Source organism: Nonomuraea diastatica, from assembly GCF_004349015.1.
Taxonomy (GTDB): domain Bacteria; phylum Actinomycetota; class Actinomycetes; order Streptosporangiales; family Streptosporangiaceae; genus Nonomuraea; species Nonomuraea diastatica.
This window is the reverse complement of sequence record NZ_SMKP01000069.1, coordinates 15,775-34,643: the sequence shown is the minus strand read 5'-3', so window position 1 is coordinate 34,643 and position 18,869 is coordinate 15,775. Positions and strand designations below refer to the sequence as shown.

Annotated in this window: 19 protein-coding genes and 1 riboswitch; of the genes, 10 read left to right on the top strand and 9 right to left on the bottom strand. The window is 69.5% G+C overall.

What is annotated here, in order from left to right; all coding sequences use genetic code 11:
• Window positions 1–720 precede the first annotated feature (720 nt).
• The 3 genes from E1294_RS52885 to E1294_RS23995 all read right to left on the bottom strand — a co-directional run bounded on the left by E1294_RS52885 (window position 721) and on the right by E1294_RS23995 (window position 2,855).
• Window positions 721–876, bottom strand: coding sequence for a hypothetical protein (locus tag E1294_RS52885; RefSeq protein WP_165977444.1), 156 nt, complete (start codon window positions 874–876; stop codon window positions 721–723).
• A gap of 184 nt (window positions 877–1,060) precedes the next feature.
• Complete coding sequence (locus E1294_RS24000) at window positions 1,061–1,927, bottom strand: ABC transporter ATP-binding protein (protein ID WP_181958545.1); 867 nt, start codon at window positions 1,925–1,927, stop codon at window positions 1,061–1,063.
• Window positions 1,920–2,855, bottom strand: a complete 936-nt coding sequence (locus E1294_RS23995; protein ID WP_132511725.1) for an ABC transporter permease — start codon at window positions 2,853–2,855, stop codon at window positions 1,920–1,922. Before E1294_RS23995 ends, E1294_RS24000 begins: the two co-directional genes overlap by 8 nt.
• Before the next feature lie 604 nt (window positions 2,856–3,459).
• Between E1294_RS23995 and E1294_RS23990 the strand changes: the two genes are divergently transcribed.
• From E1294_RS23990 to E1294_RS23970, 5 genes are all read left to right on the top strand, one after another.
• Window positions 3,460–4,968: a peptide ABC transporter substrate-binding protein gene (locus E1294_RS23990; protein WP_246083229.1), complete on the top strand. Its 1,509-nt coding sequence runs from the start codon at window positions 3,460–3,462 to the stop codon at window positions 4,966–4,968.
• A 126-nt stretch (window positions 4,969–5,094) separates the two neighbouring features.
• Window positions 5,095–6,039: an ABC transporter permease gene (locus tag E1294_RS23985; RefSeq protein WP_132511721.1), complete on the top strand. Its 945-nt coding sequence runs from the start codon at window positions 5,095–5,097 to the stop codon at window positions 6,037–6,039.
• The gene (locus tag E1294_RS23980; protein WP_132511719.1) at window positions 6,032–7,000 is read left to right on the top strand and encodes an ABC transporter permease; all 969 of its coding nucleotides are present in this window, start codon (window positions 6,032–6,034) and stop codon (window positions 6,998–7,000) included. Before E1294_RS23985 ends, E1294_RS23980 begins: the two co-directional genes overlap by 8 nt.
• A 13-nt stretch (window positions 7,001–7,013) precedes the next feature.
• On the top strand, window positions 7,014–8,060 hold the full coding sequence (locus E1294_RS23975) for an ABC transporter ATP-binding protein (RefSeq protein WP_181958544.1): 1,047 nt from the start codon (window positions 7,014–7,016) through the stop codon (window positions 8,058–8,060).
• Window positions 8,044–9,060: an ABC transporter ATP-binding protein gene (locus E1294_RS23970; protein WP_132511717.1), complete on the top strand. Its 1,017-nt coding sequence runs from the start codon at window positions 8,044–8,046 to the stop codon at window positions 9,058–9,060. Before E1294_RS23975 ends, E1294_RS23970 begins: the two co-directional genes overlap by 17 nt.
• 90 nt (window positions 9,061–9,150) lie before the next feature.
• Here the strand turns inward: E1294_RS23970 and E1294_RS23965 are convergent, their stop codons facing one another.
• The 5 genes from E1294_RS23965 to E1294_RS23945 all read right to left on the bottom strand — a co-directional run bounded on the left by E1294_RS23965 (window position 9,151) and on the right by E1294_RS23945 (window position 13,401).
• Window positions 9,151–10,335: a lipid-transfer protein gene (locus tag E1294_RS23965; protein WP_132511715.1), complete on the bottom strand. Its 1,185-nt coding sequence runs from the start codon at window positions 10,333–10,335 to the stop codon at window positions 9,151–9,153.
• Window positions 10,332–10,736: a Zn-ribbon domain-containing OB-fold protein gene (locus tag E1294_RS23960; RefSeq protein WP_132511713.1), complete on the bottom strand. Its 405-nt coding sequence runs from the start codon at window positions 10,734–10,736 to the stop codon at window positions 10,332–10,334. Before E1294_RS23960 ends, E1294_RS23965 begins: the two co-directional genes overlap by 4 nt.
• 25 nt (window positions 10,737–10,761) lie before the next feature.
• On the bottom strand, window positions 10,762–11,910 hold the full coding sequence (locus E1294_RS23955; RefSeq protein ID WP_132511711.1) for a S8 family serine peptidase: 1,149 nt from the start codon (window positions 11,908–11,910) through the stop codon (window positions 10,762–10,764).
• Window positions 11,907–12,512: a hypothetical protein gene (locus E1294_RS23950; protein ID WP_132511709.1), complete on the bottom strand. Its 606-nt coding sequence runs from the start codon at window positions 12,510–12,512 to the stop codon at window positions 11,907–11,909. The genes E1294_RS23955 and E1294_RS23950 overlap by 4 nt, the downstream gene beginning before the upstream one ends.
• Window positions 12,513–12,594: 82 nt before the next feature.
• Window positions 12,595–13,401, bottom strand: a complete 807-nt coding sequence (locus E1294_RS23945; protein WP_132511707.1) for an SAM hydrolase/SAM-dependent halogenase family protein — start codon at window positions 13,399–13,401, stop codon at window positions 12,595–12,597.
• 117 nt (window positions 13,402–13,518) lie between these two features.
• Here E1294_RS23945 and E1294_RS23940 point away from each other — a divergent pair, with 117 nt between their 5' ends.
• From E1294_RS23940 to E1294_RS23930, 3 genes are read left to right on the top strand one after another with little or no spacing between them, the layout of a single operon-like run.
• Entirely contained in the window at window positions 13,519–13,821 is a 303-nt protein-coding gene (locus E1294_RS23940) for a DUF3263 domain-containing protein (RefSeq protein WP_132511705.1), read from the top strand.
• Between the two features lie 39 nt (window positions 13,822–13,860).
• The gene (otsB, locus tag E1294_RS23935; RefSeq protein ID WP_165977446.1) at window positions 13,861–14,631 is read left to right on the top strand and encodes a trehalose-phosphatase; all 771 of its coding nucleotides are present in this window, start codon (window positions 13,861–13,863) and stop codon (window positions 14,629–14,631) included.
• A 24-nt stretch (window positions 14,632–14,655) separates the two neighbouring features.
• Window positions 14,656–15,231, top strand: a complete 576-nt coding sequence (locus E1294_RS23930) for a hypothetical protein (RefSeq protein WP_132511703.1) — start codon at window positions 14,656–14,658, stop codon at window positions 15,229–15,231.
• Window positions 15,232–15,235: 4 nt separating this feature from the next.
• Here E1294_RS23930 and E1294_RS23925 read toward each other — a convergent pair whose 3' ends face one another.
• On the bottom strand, window positions 15,236–16,657 hold the full coding sequence (locus tag E1294_RS23925) for an alpha,alpha-trehalose-phosphate synthase (UDP-forming) (RefSeq protein WP_132511739.1): 1,422 nt from the start codon (window positions 16,655–16,657) through the stop codon (window positions 15,236–15,238).
• Between the two features lie 178 nt (window positions 16,658–16,835).
• Between E1294_RS23925 and E1294_RS23920 the strand changes: the two genes are divergently transcribed.
• Together E1294_RS23920 and thrC are read left to right on the top strand one after the other, a co-directional pair.
• Window positions 16,836–17,390, top strand: a complete 555-nt coding sequence (locus tag E1294_RS23920) for an RNA polymerase sigma factor (RefSeq protein WP_132511701.1) — start codon at window positions 16,836–16,838, stop codon at window positions 17,388–17,390.
• Between the two features lie 79 nt (window positions 17,391–17,469).
• Window positions 17,470–17,611: riboswitch (SAM riboswitch) on the top strand.
• A gap of 13 nt (window positions 17,612–17,624) precedes the next feature.
• Window positions 17,625–18,857 (top strand): threonine synthase, encoded by a 1,233-nt coding sequence (gene thrC / locus E1294_RS23915; RefSeq protein WP_132511699.1) that lies wholly within the window; start codon window positions 17,625–17,627, stop codon window positions 18,855–18,857.
• Window positions 18,858–18,869 lie beyond the last annotated feature (12 nt).

Sequence of the window (18,869 nt, the reverse complement as noted above, 5' to 3'; positions counted from 1 at the left end):
ACGGGGCCGCCGGCGAGCGTGGCTCGCCGAGGGCCGGCATGAGGGTTCGCGGGCGTCACAGGTGCCGACGCAGGGAACCAGGTCGTGCCGGTGACCCGTACGCCGTCTCCCTGGCCGGAGGAGTGGCCTCCGGCGGGGACATCGCCGTCCACGGGCCGGGATCTCACCGTGGCCGGGACGCCGTCGCGCTGATGTGCCAGGTCGGTGGGGCGCTCACAGGTGCCGAGCGCTCCGGGCCGGCCGCGCGTGGGTCGCGAGGCGTCGCGCGTACGGGCCGCGCACGCGGTCTCATGACGGGCAAGGGCGGACGCGCCCGCGCCCGGGGGTGAGCTCGCGCACCGCGCCGCCACTGCAGGGCGCCGGCGCCGCACGAGCCGCCCGCCGCCGGCCCCACCCCGGGGTCGGCGGCATGCTTTTTCCTTCCTTCTTCCACGGCAAGGTCACCCGCCCGACGCACGTGGCTGAGGGTCTTCAGGGAGACGCCCTCTGACCGCCACGTGGCGGGCTGCCGACACGCGCGCGTCGCCGGCCGTCCAAGGACGGACCTGTCAGCCCGCACGAGCCCCGGAGCACGTTCACGACGGGAACGGCTCGATGAGCGGCGAGGGCATGAAGTGAGGGCACGTGTGGGCCCTTTCCCCTGACGTGGCGGACTCCTGGCATTCGTCTCGGCGGGACGGCGTGTCGCGGCGGGTCAGGTGAGACGGGCAGAGTGCGGGGTCAGGGGAGGCGGACGCCGGTGCGGCGGGCTATCTGGGCCTGCAGTCTGGCCATCTGCCAGTGCAGCTCCAGGAGTTGCTCGGCGAGCTGCATCCGCGGGATCTCGGACACGTCTTCGGTGGCCAGGTGGTCAATCGCGGCCGAAAGCTCTCCCATCGCGCGCTCCCACTCCATCGCCGTTCCCCAGATCGAATTGGCGTTCGAATTCTATCGGAACGGCAGGCTCGCTGTCAGTCATTAACCCCTCCTGTCGCCCGTGTTTCGCACACGAGATCGAAGCCTGGGCACGGCGGAAGGCGCCACGCCGGGGGGTCGGTGCGGCGGCGAGGTGAGAGCGGGGTCAGCCCTTGTTGTAGGCGGCGATGACCTCTTTCGGGTCGCCGTCCATCTTGATCTTGCCCTTGTGCAGCCAGATGACGCGGTTGCAGGTCTCCTCGATGACCTTGAGGTCGTGGGCGACGAGGAAGACCGTGCCGGCCGACTCGCGGATCTTGCGGATGCGCTCCTGGCTCTTCTTGCGGAACTCGCGGTCGCCGGTCGCCAGGGCCTCGTCGATGAGCAGGACGTCGTGGGTCTTGGCGGAGGAGATGGCGAAGCGCAGGCGGGCGCCCATGCCGGAGGAGTAGGTGGACATGGGCAGCTGGACGAACTCGTCGATGCCGGAGAAGTCGACGATCTCCTGGTATTTCTCACGGACCTCGGCGGGCGTCATGCCCATGGCGTAACAACCGAGGACGATGTTGCGCTCGCCGGTCAGCTCGCGCATGAGAGCCGCGTTGACGCCGAGCAGTGACGGCTGGCCGTCGGTGTAGACGGCGCCTTTGTGCGGCGGCAGCAGGCCCGCGATGGCCCGCAGCAGCGTGGACTTGCCCGAGCCGTTGCGCCCCACGATGCCGATGGCGTCGCCGTGGTAGGCCACGAAAGTGAGGCCCTTGACCGCGTGGACCTCTTTCATCTGCGGGCGCCCCTGGCGCTTCAGAAGGCGCGTGAGGGCGTTGACCGCGTTGCCCTTCTCGCCCTCCGAGGCCGCGCCGTAGACGCGGTAGACGATGTGGAGGTCGTCGACGATGACGGTCGGAGTGCCCGTGGGGACGTCAAGAGGCCGCTTGCCCGAGGGCTCCGGGTCGGGATGCACCTTCGCATCCTTGCCCGGGACGGCGGGCTTCTCGCCCTTCACCTGTGACAGCTCCTTGGTCAGTTCAGCCACGCCCGTACCTCTCCTCGGACCGCCAGAAGTACCAGAAGCCGAAGCCGAGAGCGAACACCGCCCAGAATACGCAAGACAGCAGCACCATCGCCGGGGGGTGGTGGCCGTACTGCTGGTTGTGTGACCCGATGAGGATCTCGCGCATCCACTCGATGTAGGAGGCGGCGGGGTTGAGGTACATCGCGTCCGCCACCCACTGCGGCAGTTTCGCGGCCCCGACGACCTTGTCCTGGATCGAGAAGAACACGCCCGAGGCGTAGAGCCAGGTGCGGGAGATGAACGGCAACAACTGGTTGAGGTCACGCATCTGCGCGCCGAGCCGGGCGACCACCAGGCCCGTCCCGACGTTGAACATCGTCTGGAGCAGCAGCACCACCGGGATCATCAGCCAGTACCAGGTCGGCGACTCGCCGGTGGCCCAGACGATGGCAAGGAGCACGCCCATGGAAATGGCGAGCTGCTGGAGCTCCTGGATCGTGTAGGCGAGCGGCAGCGAGGCCCTTGGGAAGTGCAGGGCCCGGATCATCGACAGGTTGCCGGAGATCGACTTGGCGCCGGCGGTGACCGTGCGCTGCGTGTAGGTGAAGATGAACATCCCGGTCAGCAGGAACGCCGGGTAGTTGTCGATGCCGTCTCTGCCGCCGAGGACGACGCCGAACATCACGTAGTAGATGGCGGCGTTGAGGAGGGGAGTCAGCACCTGCCACAGCTGGCCGAGCGCCGAGCTCGAGTATTTCGAGACGTTGCGCGAGGTCGCGTATGTCAGGATGAAGTGGCGCCGCTGCCACAACTGGCGCAGGTAGACGGGAAACCTCGGCCGCGCGATGGCACGGCGAAGCCCATAGCGCTTGGCGAGCTTGGCCAGCGGCTCCTGCCCGCTTCGGCCGCCCGCCTGGGCGTCCGCGACAGCGGATTCCGGCTGGCTCATGGCAAGGACTCTATTGGATCCCGGTCGGTGAGGTGCCTGTCGCACGTGTCGGCGACAGTCAGTTGGACGGAGTCTCGGGACGCTGGGTTCCAAGGCGTCGTCAAGACCCGCTCAACCGTAGCCCAGCCCGGCGGGGTGTGGCGGCAAGGGCGCGAGCGCCTTCGTGTAGGGGGTAATTTTCATCGACAATTCATGTCCCTGCAGTGCCTGCTTGGGACGTTCTGTACCGTTTCATGCTGATAGGGCTAAATGTCTGTGACGGTGGATAGGCGTACGTGTGACCGAACTGCAACGCGCCAGAGACGTCCTGGTGGCAAGTAGTGAGGGATAGTCGCGATCGACTGGCAGGGCGTCGGCTGGTTTGACCATGTCAGCCAAACTCGGGGGGATACCAGGACCCCCCCGTCAGGCTGCTCACGATCACCGCAGCTCAGCGCTTACGCCCACCTGTAGAGGGAGGAATTCTTTCACCATGCGTGTTACTAAGGGCGCACAGATCGTCGCCGGTACCGCGCTGCTCGCCCTCGCGGTTGCCGCGTGTGGCGGCGGTGCCTCGGACAGCGGTGGCACTGCCGCGGGCGGCGGGGACTCCACGCCGGTCCGCATGGAAATCGGAGAGCCTCAGGAGCTCCTGGTTCCGCAGAACACCACCGAGACCGAAGGCTCCGAGGTTCTCGCCGCGCTTTTCTCTCCGCTTGTCAGCTACGACGAGGAAAAGCAGCCAGTCGAGGAGGCCGCCGAGTCGGTCACGACGGAGGACAGCAAGGTCTGGACGATCAAGCTGAAGTCCGGCTACACGTGGCACGACGGCACCGCCGTGACCGCGGCCGACTACGCGCGCGCGTGGAACTATGCGGCACTCCAGGACAACGCCATGAGCGCGTCCTATTTCTTCGGGCGCATCGACGGTTATGAGGACGTCCACCCGGGCGAGGGCAAGAAGCCGACGGCCAAGGAGATGAAGGGCCTCAAGGTCGTCGACGACCTCACGCTCGAGGTCACGCTCGCGGCGCCGTTCTCGCAGTTCAAGACCATGCTGGGCTACACCGCCTTCTACCCGCTGCCGGAGTCGGCCATCGGCCCCGACGGCAAGGTGACCCAGGCTTACGGCGAGCAGCCGATCGGTCAGGGCATGTTCAAGCTGGACAAGCCCTACAAGAAGGGCACCGACGCGACCATCGAGGCGTCGGTGTACGACAAGTTCCCCGGCAAGAAGCCCTCGAACTGGACCAAGCTCCAGTTCAAGGTCTACACCAGCGCCGAGACCGCGTACAACGACCTCCAGGCCGAGAACCTCGACGTCGACGACTCGCTGCCTCCCTCCGCGATCGCCAGCGCCAAGGCCGCGCTCGGTGACCGCTACTTCGACGAGGCCGACGCCTCCATCGGCTACATCGGCGTCCCGCTGAAGTACAACCCCGACTTCCAGGACGTGCAGGTCCGCCGGGCCATCTCGCTGGCCATCGACAGGAAGACCATCGCCGAGACGGTCTTCTCCGGCACCCGCGCGCCCGCCGACGACTTCATCAACCCGGCCATCCCCGGCTACCGCGCGGGCGCCTGCGACGCCTGCACGTACAACCCGGCCGAGGCCAAGAAGCTGTACGACGAGGCCGGCGGCCCCAAGACCATCGAGATCGGCTACAACGCGGACGGCGGCCACAAGGAGTGGATCGAGGCGGTCGCCAACAACCTCCGCGCCAACCTGGGCATCGAGGTCACGCCCAAGCCGTTCGAGAAGTTCCAGGGCATCCTGGACGCGCTGGACGCCAAGGAGTACAAGGGCCTGTTCCGCATGGGCTGGGCGATCGACTACCCGGCGGCCGAGAACTACCTGACCCCGATCTTCGGCACCGGTGCCATCACATCCGGCTCCAACTACGGCGGCTACTCGAACAAGGAGTTCGACGAGCTGATCAAGAAGGGCGACCAGGCGACGGACGCCGCCGAGGGCCTGAAGTTCTACCAGCAGGCCGACGACATCCTGATCAAGGAGCTCCCGTACATCCCGGTCTACTTCTACCGGAGCAACTTCGGACACTCCACTAAGGTGAAGAACGTCAAGCTCAACCTGCTCAACCAGATTGACTGGGCAGACGTCGAGAAGGCCTGACGTCGTTCGCCGGGGTGGACGGCCTCGCCGTCCACCCGTCGGAGGGCTGAACTTGGAGGCAGCCACTCGAGCCGGGTAACTCACGGACTCCGAGGGCTGCCTCCAAGCGTGTACCGGAGGGCTTGAATGGGCCGTTATGTCATCAGGCGCTTGATCCAGGCGATCCCCGTCCTGTTCGGCGCCACGCTACTCATTTTCTGCATCGTCTTCGCGCTGCCCGGAGACCCCATCGCGGCGTTGTTCGGGGACAAGCGTCCCGACCCCGCGATCGCCGAGGTCCTGCGCGAGCAATACCACCTCAACGATCCGCTGCTGCTGCAGTACTGGTACTACATCAGCGGTGTGCTCTTCCAGGGCGACTTCGGCGTCAACTTCGCCGACGTCCCCGTATCCCAGATCATGGCGGGCAAGTTTCAGGTCACCCTGAACCTCGCGCTGACCGCGCTGGTCATGGAGGCCGTCATCGGCGTCGGCCTGGGCCTGTGGGCCGCGCTGCGCCGGGGCAAGGCCACCGACACCATGATCCTCGCCTCGACGCTGCTGTTCATCTCCGTCCCCACGCTGGTGACGGGATTCGTGTTGCAGCTCCTGCTCGGCGTGAAGCTCAAACAGTGGACGGGCGCGGACATCTTCCCCGTCGCCGGCACGTTCGCGGGCTGGCGCAGCTACCTGCTGCCCGGCTTCGTGCTGGCGGGAACGTCGATCGCCTATCTGACCAGGCTCACCAGGACCAGCCTCGCGGAGACCCTGAGGGCCGACTACATCCGCACGGCCACGGCCAAGGGCCTGTCGAGACGCCGCGTCATCGGCAGGCACGGGTTGCGCAACGCGTTGATCCCGCTGATCACCTTTCTGGGCGCCGACCTCGGCAACCTGATGGGCGGCGCGGTCATCACCGAGACGATCTTCAACCTGCAGGGAATTGGAAATCAGCTCTTCCAGTCGGTTTACTTGCGGGAACAACCGGTGGTCGTGGGCATCGTCACCATCCTGGTGCTGATCTACATCCTGGCCAACCTGGTCGTCGACATGTTGTACGCCCTGCTCGACCCGAGGATCCGCTATGAGTAACCCAACCCCGCCGGTCGGGCCCGGGCTCCCGGATACGCAGACCTTGGTCACGGAGCCCACCCAGGCGCCGGAACGCGAGGGTAAGAAGGTCAAGGGCGGCAAGCCCGCCAGCCTGTGGACCGACGCATGGTACGACCTCAGGCGCCGGCCGATGTTCATCATCTCGATGATCATCATCTTCGTCCTGCTGGTCATGTCGTTCTGGCCGTCGTTGTTCAGCTCGATCGACCCGTTCAACGCCAGGAGCTGCGACCTGTCGACGGCGCGTCAGGGGCCCAGCCCGGGCCACCTGTTCGGCAGGGACAACCTGGGCTGCGACCTCTACGCCAGGACGATCTACGGCGCGCGCAACTCGATCATCATCGGCGTGTTCACCACGATCGTCACCACGTTGATCGGCAGCCTGCTCGGCATCATCGCCGGCTACAAGGGCGGCGCCGTCGACGCGGTGTCCTCGCGGTTCACCGAGATCTTCTTCGCCATCCCCGCGATCCTCGGCGCGCTGCTGATCGCGGCCACCTTCCGCGGCAAGGCCAACAGCATCCTGCTGGTCATCGTCGCGCTAGGGGTGCTCGGCTGGCCGATGACGTACCGCATCATGAGAGCGGCCGTGATCACCGCGAAGAACCAGGACTTCGTGATGGCCGCCAGGGCACTGGGCGCGGGAGCGGGCCGGATCATGTTCCGTCACCTGCTGCCCAACTCGCTCGCGCCGGTCATCGTCGTGGCCACGATCAACCTGGGCGGTTTCATCGCCGCCGAGGCCGCGCTGTCGTTCCTGGGCGTCGGCGTGCTGTCCCCGGACATCTCGTGGGGTCTGATGATCGCCGACGCGCGCAACAGGTTCCTGGAAGCGCCGCTTCCGCTGGTGTTCCCTGCCGCGTTCCTGTGCGTCACCGTGCTCGCGTTCATCATGATGGGCGACGCGGTGCGCGACGCGCTCGACCCGAAGCTCAGGTAGAAGGGGGGATCACGTGAAGAAGACGTCAGCGGACGTGCTGCCTGGGCTCTCCGAAGGAGGGGCGCTGGGCGACCATCCACTGCTCGCGGTCGACAACCTGCACGTGGAGTTCCGCACCCGCGCCGGGATCGTACGCGCGGTCAACGGGGTGAGCTACACCGTCAACCCCGGCGAGACGCTCGCGGTGCTGGGCGAGTCGGGTTCGGGCAAGTCCGTGACCGCGCAGGCGATCATGGGCATTCTCGACATGCCGCCCGCGGTGATTCCCAAGGGGGAGATCCGCTTCAAGGGCACCAATCTGCTCCAGCTGTCGGAGGAGGCCCGCACGCAGGTGCGCGGCCAGCGGATCGCGATGATCTTCCAGGACGCGCTCTCCGCGCTCAACCCGGTGTTCACCGTGGGCTGGCAGATCAGCGAGATGTTCCGGGTGCACCGAGGCATGTCCAAGGCCGACGGGCTGAAGAAGGCCGTCGAGCTGATGGACCGCGTACGCATCCCGGCCGCCGGGCAGCGCGTCCACGACTATCCGCACCAGTTCTCCGGAGGCATGCGGCAGCGCATCATGATCGCCATGTCGATCGCGCTGGACCCCGAGGTGCTGATCGCGGACGAGCCGACCACGGCGCTCGACGTGACCGTCCAGGCGCAGATCATGGAGCTGCTGGCCGAGCTGCAGCGTGAGAGCCAGATGGGTCTCATCCTGATCACCCACGACCTGGGCGTCGTCGCCGACGTTGCCGACAGGATCGCCGTGATGTACGCGGGGCGCATCGTGGAGAACGCCCCCGTGCACGACATCTACAAGGGGCCCGCGCACCCGTACACGAAGGGCCTGCTGGAGTCGATCCCCCGGGTCGACCTCAAAGGCCACGAGCTGTACGCGATCAAGGGGTTGCCGCCCAACCTGCTCGACCTGCCGACGGGCTGCGCGTTCCACCCCCGGTGCCCCTACCGTCAGGACGACTGCGTGACCGACACGCCCCCGCTCCACGAGCTCAGCGGCACGCGGAGCAGTGCCTGCCACTACTGGAGGGAGGTCCTCGATGGCGAGCACCAGTGAGCGCATTCTTGAGGTGCGCGACCTGGTCAAGCACTTCCCGCTCACCCAGGGCATCGTGGTCAAGAGGCAGATCGGCGCCATCAAGGCCGTCGACGGCGTCTCGTTCGACCTGCACAAGGGTGAGACCCTGGGCATCGTGGGCGAGTCGGGCTGCGGCAAGTCCACCCTCGCCAAGGTCCTCATGGCGCTCGAACGGCCCACGTCGGGCTCGGTGACGATCAACGGCCGTGACATCGCCAAGGCCAGGGGCAACGAGCTCAAGCGGATGCGGCGCAACATCCAGATGGTGATGCAGGACCCGTACACCTCGCTGAACCCCCGGATGACCGTCGGTGACATCATCGGTGAGCCGTACGAGATCCACACCGAGGTGGCGCCCAAGGGCGACCGCCGCACGAAGGTGCAGGAGCTGCTGGAGGTCGTGGGCCTCAACCCCGACCACATCAACCGCTACCCGCACCAGTTCTCCGGCGGCCAGCGGCAGCGCATCGGCATCGCCCGCGGGCTGGCGCTGCAGCCGGAGATCATCGTCTGCGACGAGCCGGTGTCGGCCCTCGACGTGTCGATCCAGGCGCAGGTCATCAACCTGCTGGAGCGGTTGCAGAACGAGTTCGACCTGGCGTACATCTTCATCGCCCACGACCTGTCGGTGGTGCGCCACATCTCCGACCGGGTCGGGGTGATGTACCTCGGCAAGTTCGTGGAGCTCGGCAAGGACACCGAGATCTACGACCGGCCGGCGCACCCGTACACGCAGGCGTTGTTGTCGGCGGTGCCGGTGCCCGACCCCGAGGGGCGGGAGCAGCGCGAGCGCATCATCCTCCAGGGCGATCCGCCGTCGCCCGCCAACCCGCCGTCGGGCTGCCGGTTCCGTACGCGGTGCTGGAAGGCGCAGGAGATCTGCGCGGAGGAGGAGCCGCTGCTGCAGATCCGGCCGGGCACGGCGCACGAGAGCGCCTGCCACTTCGCCGAGACGCACGACGTGGTCCATGTCGGCTGACGTCGGCTGAACGATCGGCTGAACGGGTGGCTGAAACCGCCGCCGAAGGCCCTCCGAGCCAGGCTCGGAGGGCCTTCGCGCCGCCTGGGGTCAGAGGGTCGCGATGAGGGCGGAGCCGTGGCCGAAGAGGCCCTGGTTGACGGCCAGTCCGACGCGGGGGCGGAGGACCTGGCGAGGGCCCGCTCGGTCGCGCAGTTGGGTGGTGAGCTCGCAGAGCTGGGCGATGGCCTGGGCAGGGACGGCCTCGCCGAACGAGGCCAGGCCGCCCGACGGGTTGACCGGGACGCGGCCCCCGATGGCCGTCTCGCCCCCGCGCAGCAGTTTGTCCGCCTCTCCTGGAGGGCACAGGCTGGCGTCCTCCATCCAGTCCAGTTCCAGCGCCGTCGACAGGTCGTACACCTCCGCCAGGGAGACGTCCTCAGGCCCCACCCCGGCCTCCTCGTAGGCGGCGTGCGCGATGGCCGCCCTGAACGGCCTCTCGGGCGGCGGCGCGGCGGCCCAGGAGTCGGTGGCGAAGTTCGGCAGTTCCAGGACGGTGCTGGGGAAGGACGGGGTGACGGTGGCCACGGCGGCCAGGCGTACCAGGGGGGTCGTGCCGCGGCGGCGGGCGTACTCCTCCGAGGCGAGCACCACGGCGGCGCCCCCGTCGGAGGTGGCGCAGATGTCCATCAGCCGCAGCGGATCGGCGACCATGGGGGAGGCCAGCACCTCGTCCGCGGTGACGGGCCTGCGGTAGCGGGCCATGGGGTTGAGCGAGCCGGCCCGCGCGTTCTTGACCTTGACGGCGGCGAAGTCGGCAGGGGTGGAGCCGTGGACGGCCATGCGCCTGCGGGCGTAGAGGCCGAAGTACGCGGGGTTGGTGGCGCCGAGGAGCCGGAAGCGCAGCCAGTCGGGGTCGTCGGGCCGGTCGCCGCCCACCGGCGTGAAGAAGCCCTTGGGCGTGGAGTCCGCCCCCACGACCAGGGCGACCTCGCACAGGCCCGCCAGGATGCGGGTGCGCGCGATGTCGACGGCCTGGGCGCCGGAGGCGCAGGCGGCGTAGCAGGAGGCGATCCTGGCGCCCGACCAGCCGAGCGCCTGGGCGTAGGTGGCGCCCGCGACGAAACCGGGGTAGCCGTTCCTGATCGTGTCCGCGCCGACGAGGAAGTCCACGTCGGTCCAGGCCACGCCGGCGTCGCTGAGGGCCGCGCGGGCGGCCGCCACGCCGTACTCCACGAAGGGACGGCCCCACTTGCCCCAGGGGTGCATGCCCGTGCCCAGCACCACGACGCTCATGACGCCCGCCGCCACATCCACACGTGGGGCCCATCGGCCAGGGGGCCCGAGGTGAGCTCCAGCTCCATGCCCACCTCCAGCTCCGCCACCGTCAGGCCCGTGACCTGGCCGAGCACCACGATGCCCGCCTCGTCCAGCTCGACCGCGGCCAGGGTCACCGGCTCGTACGGCTCCGCCGCCACGTACGGCGCCGGCGGCGGGTAGCAGGCGTTCGTGTACGACCAGACCCGCCCGCGTCCCGGCAGCCTGACCTCGCGGAGCTCCGTGCCGCCGCAGCGGGGGTCGGGGCAGAGGCCGTGCCGCGGTGGGAAGCAGACGGTGCCGCAGTCCGCGCATCTGGTGCCGAGGAGGCGGACGCCGTCGTGGTCGATGGCGAACCAGCCGTCGATCGCAAACGTCATAGCCGGAGTATTACACAAGCGCTTGCTAGGTTACATCCCTTCGCCGCCTGCGCTGCGTCACCAGCACCCGCGCCGACATCGCCGCCACCAGCATCACCATGCCCGCGACCACCGGCGCCCTGGAGGACGGCGGCGCCTCGCAGAAATACGGTTCGGGGGCCGTGCCGCCTGGCGCGGGCACGTCCAGCCGGGCGGCCGCCCGCAGGGCGAGCACTGCGTCGACCACCCCGTGCCCGTAGGCGCGGCTGTGGCCGTCGGCCGGCCGCTTCCTGGTGCCGAGCTCGATGGCCCGCCGCACGTGGTACGGCGACAGGCTCGGATGCGCCGACCTGATCAGGGCCGCGACGCCCGCGACCATGGCCGCGGCCGAGCTGGTGCCGTCTCCGATCACGTACGAGCGGCGCCCGTCGGCCGTCACGATCTCCGTGCCCGGCGCGACCACCGAGACGTAGTCCTGCCTGTTGGAGAACCCGGCCACCGCGAGCCGCCGGTCCACGGCGCCGACGGCGATCACGCCGGGGTAGGCGGCGGGGAAGTTCTTCCTGTTGGCGGCGGCGCCGTCGTTGCCCGACGAGGCCACGAGCACGGCGCCCCTGGCGATCGCGTACTGGACGGCCTCCTCCTCCGTCGCCGAGCCCTCCCAGGCGCCTCTGCCGCCGCCGAGCGACATGCTGATCACTTCGGCGCCGTGGTCGGCCGCGTAGCGGATGCCCCTGGCCAGAGCGTTGCGCCCGCCCGAGCGCTGCTTCTTGCGCTGCGGGTCGCCGTTGTCCAGTGTGACCCTGACGGACAGCACCCTGGCCGCCGGCGCCACCCCGAGTACGCCGCCCTCGCGCTCGTCGCCGTGCCCGCGACCGGCGATCAGGCTGGCCATGGCGGTGCCGTGGCGCCCCCACCGGTGCGGGCTCCCGACCACCCCGGTCAGGTCGGGCCCCTGGATCACGGCGCCCGCCAGGTCGGGGTGGCGGCCGTTCACACCCGTGTCGAGCACGGCCACCACGACGCCCGCGCCCTTGCTCGTCCGCCAGGCATCGGGCAGTCGCATCGCGCCGAGCTGCCACTGGCCGGCCCGCGCGACCCGGTCGACGTCGTTGGAGGCGCTCGGAGCGGCGGCGCCCAGCACCGTGCCCACCGCCAGCGTTGTCACCAGGGCGGGCACGATGATCCTGCTCATCTGGTCAGCGCCCGGTGCAGTGCCGTCGCGAGCCGGCCCGCGGCGGCGCTCAGCCGCGGCTCGACCCCGTCGCCCGGCTGGTACGGCCGCCCGTCGGCGTAGCCCGCGGCCACCGCCACCACGTAGCGCCCGCCGGGCCGCAGCACCATCCCGGTGACGTACTGACGGTCGCCGAACCGCTCTGCCGGGCCGCCGGGGAAGGCCAGGGGCCGCACGGTCGCGGGCCGCCCGGCGCTGGAGGAGAGAGGCGGCGGGCCGTCGACCACGGCGACGCCCACGGTGGCGACGTAGGTGCCGGTGCTGTCGGCGTACGTCGCGCGTAAGGCGGTGCGGCAGCCGGGTCCCACGGCCGAGGGCTGGAACGCGGCCGGGCAGGGCGCCTCGGGGGCGACCCCGGCCAGCACGTACGTGACCCGCGCCCCTGACGGGCTGAGGCCTGGCACGGCGAAGGGGAAGACCCTCATCACCGGCCGGACGGGCCGGCGTTCGGGCGTGGGAGGCTCCGGGGCGGGCAGGAGCGCGGACAACATCGAGAGCAGGACAACAGGAAACTGGTGCACGTCGACCTCGAAGGGGAGGGGGAGGGGACGTTTGACCCGCATTCTGACACGCGACCGCTGAGCCAGCCCGACGCTTCAGTAAACAGACCGATACGCGGAGTAATTCCGATCTGTGGCTTTCGCCCTAAGAGAGGGGGGAAAGCCGGACATGTGCTCCGGGCGGGAGCCCCAGGCGCTGCGCCGCGTCACCGGAGTTCACGGCGATCGCGATCAGCCCCGCCGAGTCCGCGAACGCCACAAGTTCTCCGGGCGGCACGGCCGAGAACGTCTCCCGGTACGGCAGCGAGAGCTGCCGCCGCCCCAGCCGCACCCCCAGCGTGTCGCCCACGCGCACGCCCAGCGCATGCAGGTCGCCCGCCGCGATCGACAACTGTGTGTTGCCGTAGCGGTCGACCGAGACGACCTCGCCCTCCACCGAGCCCTCGCGCAACTGGGAGGTCGGCTCCGGCAGCGAGACCAGCCTGCCGACCGGGATCTCCGGGCCCAGCTCCGCCGGGCTCAGCCCGCCGCACAACCGCGCGGCGACCGGCGCGAACACGTCGCGCCCGGGAAACGTGGGCGAGACCGGCCGCAGGAAGTGCTGCTCGTTGCTGATCTCGTGGGCCGCCTGCGCGCCGCCGCCGGCGTGCACCGCCCACGACAGCAGCCCGTTGTCGGGCCCGATGAACACCCGGCCGCCCGCCTCGACGGCGACCGCGCGCCTGGAGGCGCCCGCCCCCGGATCGACCGCGGCGATGTGGATGCCCGCAGGGAGGTACGGGATGGTCTGGGCGAGCACGGCCGCGCCGCGTCGTACGTCTCCCGCGGGGATCAGGTGGCACACGTCGATCACCCTGGCCTCGGGGGCGATCCCGGCGATCACTCCATGGCAGGCCGCCACATAGCCGTCTTCGAGCCCATAGTCCGTGAGCAGCGTGATTACTGAGGTCACATTTGGTGACTGTACGTCTGTCGAACCGCCATGAACAGCAGCGCGCCGCACATTACGATGGCGACGGGCCGCGTGCGTGCGACATGATCGTCACACGCCCCTTTCGAGGAGGACACCATGGGAGCACCGCTCAGCGGTGACAATGCTGCCCAGGAGCCGTCCCACCGGCAATCACTCTCACAACGCGATCACGAGCTCCTCGCCTTCGAGCGCCAGTGGTGGCGCCACGCGGGCGCGAAGGAGCAGGCCATCAAGGAGACCTTCGGGTTCTCCGCCACGCGCTACTACCAGCTGCTCGGCGAGCTGATCGACAGACCGGAGGCGCTCGAGCAGGACCCCATGCTGGTCAAGAGGCTGCGCAGGTTACGCTCCACCCGTCAGCGTGACAGGGCCGCCAGAAGGCTGGGCATGCGCCCCTGACCGGCTGGGTACGGCAGCCGCGTGAGGAACATCCCTGGAATGGAAGCGATCTTGAGCGATCCGGCAGGCGCCGTGATCGGGCTCGACTTCGACGGGACGCTGTCGCCGATCGTGCCCGATCCCGCCGAGGCCGTGATCCACCCGAAGGCGCCCGAGGTTCTCGCCGAGCTGGGCGCCCACGTCCTCGCGGTGGTCATCGTGACCGGCAGGCCCGCGGCCACCGTGCTGGAGCTGGGGCCAGGGCTGACCGGCGTGCCGGGGCTGGTCGTGCTCGGACACTACGGGTTCGAGCGCTGGGAGCACGGCCGCGTCTCCGCGCCCCCGCCCCCCGCCGGCGTGCCGCGCAGCGAGGCCGAGCTGCCGCTGCTGCTCGACTCGCTGGGCGTCGAGGGCGTGACCGTCGAGGACAAGGGCAGGGCCGTGGCCGTGCACACCCGGCGCAGCCCCGACCCCGACGGCACCCTCGCCAAGCTGCGCGAGCCGCTGGCCAAGCTGGCCGAGAAGCATGGCCTGGTGGTCGAGCCCGGCCGCTACGTCCTGGAGTTGCGCCCGCCGGGCATGGACAAGGGCCAGGCGCTCAGCCTGTTCCTGGCCGAGCGGGTCGCGAGGTCCGTCCTGTTCGCCGGCGACGACCTCGGCGACCTGGCCGCGTACGACGCCGTCGACGCCTCCAACCTGCCCGGCGTGACCGTGTGCAGCGGCTCCGCCGAGGTGACGGCGCTGGCCGAGCGGGCCGACATCGTGGTGGACGGCCCCGACGGGGTGGTGGCGCTGCTCGGCGAGTTGGCGTCCGCGTTCAGCCGTTCGTAAGCGGCCGCCGCTACGGTCGTGCACATGCCGAAACGCCATCTCGCCGTCGCGACCGCGGTCGCCGCCGCGCTCCTCGCCGCTCCGCTGCCCGCCGAGGCAGGCTCCGCGCGGACGCTCACGCTCAGGGGCGGGCTGACGCTCCGGCTGCCCGCCACGTGGAAGGTCCACAAGGTCGAACCCGGCTGGACGCGCGTGGTGACCGGCAAGTGCGCCGAGCCCAAGGGCGGCTACGGCACTCCCGGGTGCGACGGCTTCTGGATCCTCGGTCCGAAGGCCATCGAGAAGGGCGACGAGCTCTTCCGGCCGTACACCGGGGCCTCGGCCTTCTACCCCGCCACCGACGTGCAGCGCTGCCCGCACAACGGCAAGTGGGGGCAGCGGCTCGGCGCGGCCAGGGCGAAGGGACTGCGCCAGGTCGGGCCCGGCCACCGGGCCGCCTACCGCGAGTGGAGGGCCGCCTGCGTCTCCTACTCCAACGGCCAGGTGAGGTCGCGCTACGTGCAGCGCGAGTGGCATCTGCCGAAGACCGGCATCCTGGTCGTCGACCAGTGGAGCACGCCGGGGTTGTCCGGCGTGCTCCAGCGTGCCCGCTGGAGCTGAGCCCTCAGGCGAGGGCGTCGAGCTGGGCCTCCAGCCACTTCTGCGGCGGCAGGGCGGTGGCCGCCGCGTGCAGCTTGTCGCGGCGCGTCCGCCGCTCGTCCTCGGGCATGACGAGCGCGTCGTGCAGCGCGGTGGCGGTGCCGCTGATGTCGTAGGGGTTGACCAGGAGCGCGTGGGAGCCCAGCTCGGCCGCCGCGCCCGCCTCCCTCGACAACACCAGCGCGCAGCGCGGCGACAACACGGGGCCCTCCTTGGCCACCAGGTTCATGCCGTCGCGGATGGGGTTGACCAGCAGCACGTCGGCCATCCGGTACGCGGCCAGCGAGCGCGGATAGTCGTCGTTGACGTTGAGGATCAGCGGGTCCCAGTCTTCCGTGGCGTATGCGTCCTCGATCTGCTGGGCGCAGCGCTGCACCGACGCGGTGTATTCGCGATATTCCGGCAGGTCGTGCCGGCTCGGGTAGGCGAAGGCCAGGTGCACGACCCGGCCGTGCCACTCGGGGTGGGAACCGAGGAACTCTCCGTAGGCGACCAGGCCGCGCACGATGTTCTTCGACAGCTCGGTGCGGTCGATGCGGACGATCAGCCTGCGGTCGCCCACCTGCTCCTTCAGGGCGGTCATGTGCGACTCGACGTCGGGCTCGCAGGCCCGCTCCCAGAGGGCGGCGCCGTCCACGCCGAGGCTGTGCACGCCGATGCGGGTCGTCCTGCCGTCGTGGGTGACGCTGCGCCCGACGCGGTCGGCCTCGGCGCCCAGCAGCGCCTCGCAGCAGTCCATGAACGCCTGCGCCCACCTGTCGGTGAGGAACCCGGCGTGATCGGCCCCCAGAATGCCCTCCAGGACCTCGCGCGCCACCTCGTCGGGCAGCAGGGAGAAGTATTCCGGCGGTGCCCACGGCGTGTGGCTGAAGTGGGCGATGCGAAGGTCCGGTCGCTCGGCGCGGAGCATCGCCGGGGTCAGGGTCAGGTGGTAGTCCTGCACCATCACCCTGGCCTCGTGGCCGGCCTCCTCGGCCAGCGCCAGCGCGAACGCGCCGTTGTAGTCGCGGTAGGACTCCCACTCGCGCCCGAACTTGGTGCCGAAGAGAGGCGCGTTGGGGATGTCGTAGAGCAGGTGGTTGACGAACCACAGCGTGGAGTTGGCCACGGCGTTGTAGGCGCGGTGGAAGGTGGCGGGCGGGATGTCGAGCATGCGCAGCGGGCCGGTGTCGTAGCCGGCCTGGTCGATGCGGCCGCCGGGGGCCAGGTGCACGGCGCTGCGGTCACCGTCGGACAGCGCCGCGCAGACCCACAGGACGCCGTCCTTGGCCACGCCGGACAACCCCGACACCAGCCCCCCGCCGCCGCGCCGCAGGGTCAGCTCACCGTCGTCGGAGACGGTGAAGGAGACGGGGCCGCGGTTGGAGGCCACCAGGACGTTGTTCACCGCGCCCGCTCCGGCCGGGCGGGCCGCCCGCAGGGCGGTGAGCTGGTGTGAGACCTCAAGGAGACTCCTTCCGACTGGCGTGTCGGCGTAGACGGAACCACACTGATCATCGTGGGGATCGGCCCATCGGAAAAGGAAGGATGCCAACAAGGCTCCCTACGACCATAGGATCCCAGCTATGGCGCTTGATGAGCTAACCGAGGAACTCGCCCGCTCCGCCGCGGCCGGAGACCACCGTGCTCTTGGCGAACTGCTGCGGCGGATCGAGCCCGATGTGATGCGTCACTGCGCCCGCATCCTGCCCTACCACCAGGACGCCGAGGAGGCCTCCCAAGACACCCTGCTGGCGGTGGCGCGCAACATCGGGCGCTTCGAGGGACGGGCCAGGTTCAGCACCTGGCTGCACATCGTGACGGCCAACTGCGCGCGGACCACCTACCGGTCGCTCAAACGCCGGGCGGCCGAGCAGAGCTCGGACGAGCTGCCGATGCAGAAGCCCGACGTGCGGCGCGTCAGCGTGATCGCGGGCTCGCGGCTCGACCTGCTCGACGCCATGGAGGCGCTGGAGGCCGACAAGCCGGATCTGGCGCAGGCCCTGGTTCTGCGCGACATCGTCCAGCTCGACTACAACGAGGTGGCCGACCAGCTCGGCATCCCGCTCGGCACCGCGAAATCGCGCATCCACCAGGCGCGCAAATATGTTCAGGGTGTGCTGGGAGACGACTATCGCTGAGATCATCCGTCTCAGGATCTGAGACGGGAGGACGTTTCCGCCACGTGGGCGGGTAGAGTCCGTTGCAACAACTGAATATTGCTCATCCAGAGGGGTGGAGGGACCGGCCCTGCGAAGCCCCGGCAACCCTCCCGGCTTGTGACTCGCGACCTGGCGAGGCCGACCGGGACAAGGTGCCAATTCCGGTCTGAGGTCAAGGTGGCCGCAGACGAAGATGAGGGAAGGCCTCGCTTCATGTCGCTCGATTTCGGTCCCGCCGTCGGTCTGTCCTGCCGCGAGTGCGGCGCGCGTTACCCGCTCGGTCCGAGCTTCGCCTGTCAGGAGTGTTTCGGGCCGCTCGAAGCGGCCTACGAGTTCGGCGAAGTGACCCGCGTGGCCATCGAGTCGGGCCCCGCCAACATCTGGCGCTACCGCTCGCTGCTGCCCGTGCCGGTCGACGTCGCCGACAAGCCCAACATGAACCCCGGGTGGACCAAGCTGGTCAAGGCCGGCAACCTCGGACGGGCGCTCGGCATCAGATCTCTCCACGTCAAGGACGACTCGGGCAACCCCACCCACTCCTTCAAGGACCGCGTGGTCGCCATGGCCGTCGAGGCGGCCCGCAACTTCGGCTTCCACACGCTCTCCTGCTCCTCCACGGGCAACCTCGCGGGCGCGGTGACGGCCGCCGCGGCGCGGGCCGGGCTGGAGGCGTGCGTGTTCATCCCGGCCAACCTCGAAGAAGCCAAGATCGCCATGGCCCGGGTGTTCGGCGGCCGGCTGATCGGCATCGAGGGCACCTACGACGACGTCAACAGGTTCTGCTCCGAGCTGATCGGCGACCCGCTCGGTGACAAGTGGGGGTTCACCAACATCAACCTGCGGCCTTACTACGCCGAGGGCTCCAAGACGCTCGCGTACGAGATCGCCGAGCAGCTCGGGTGGCGGTTGCCCGAGCAGATCATCATCCCCATCGCCTCGGGCTCGCAGCTCACGAAGATCGACAAGGGCTTCAAGGAGCTGGTGGCGCTGGGGCTGGTCGAGGACACGCCCTACAAGATCTTCGGGGCGCAGGCGGCCGGGTGCTCACCGGTGTCGACCGCCTACAAGGCGGGGCACGACGTCGTGCAGCCGGTCCGGCCCGACACCATCGCCAAGTCGCTGGCCATCGGAAACCCCGCCGACGGGCCGTACGTGCTGGACATCGCGCGGCGGACCGGAGGGGGCGTCGAGGACGTCACGGATGCTGAGATCGTGGCCGCCATCAAGCTCCTGGCCTCGGCGGAGGGCATCTTCGCCGAGACCGCGGGCGGCGTGACCGTGGGCGTGCTGAAGAAGCTCACCGAGACCGGGCAACTCGACCCGGATGCCGAGACCGTGGTGCTGAACACCGGTGACGGCCTCAAGACGCTCGACGCGATCAGCGGCGACGCCAGACCCACGGCCGTGATCAAGCCCTCCCTCGACGCGTTCCGCGCGACTGTCTGAGAACCAGGAAAG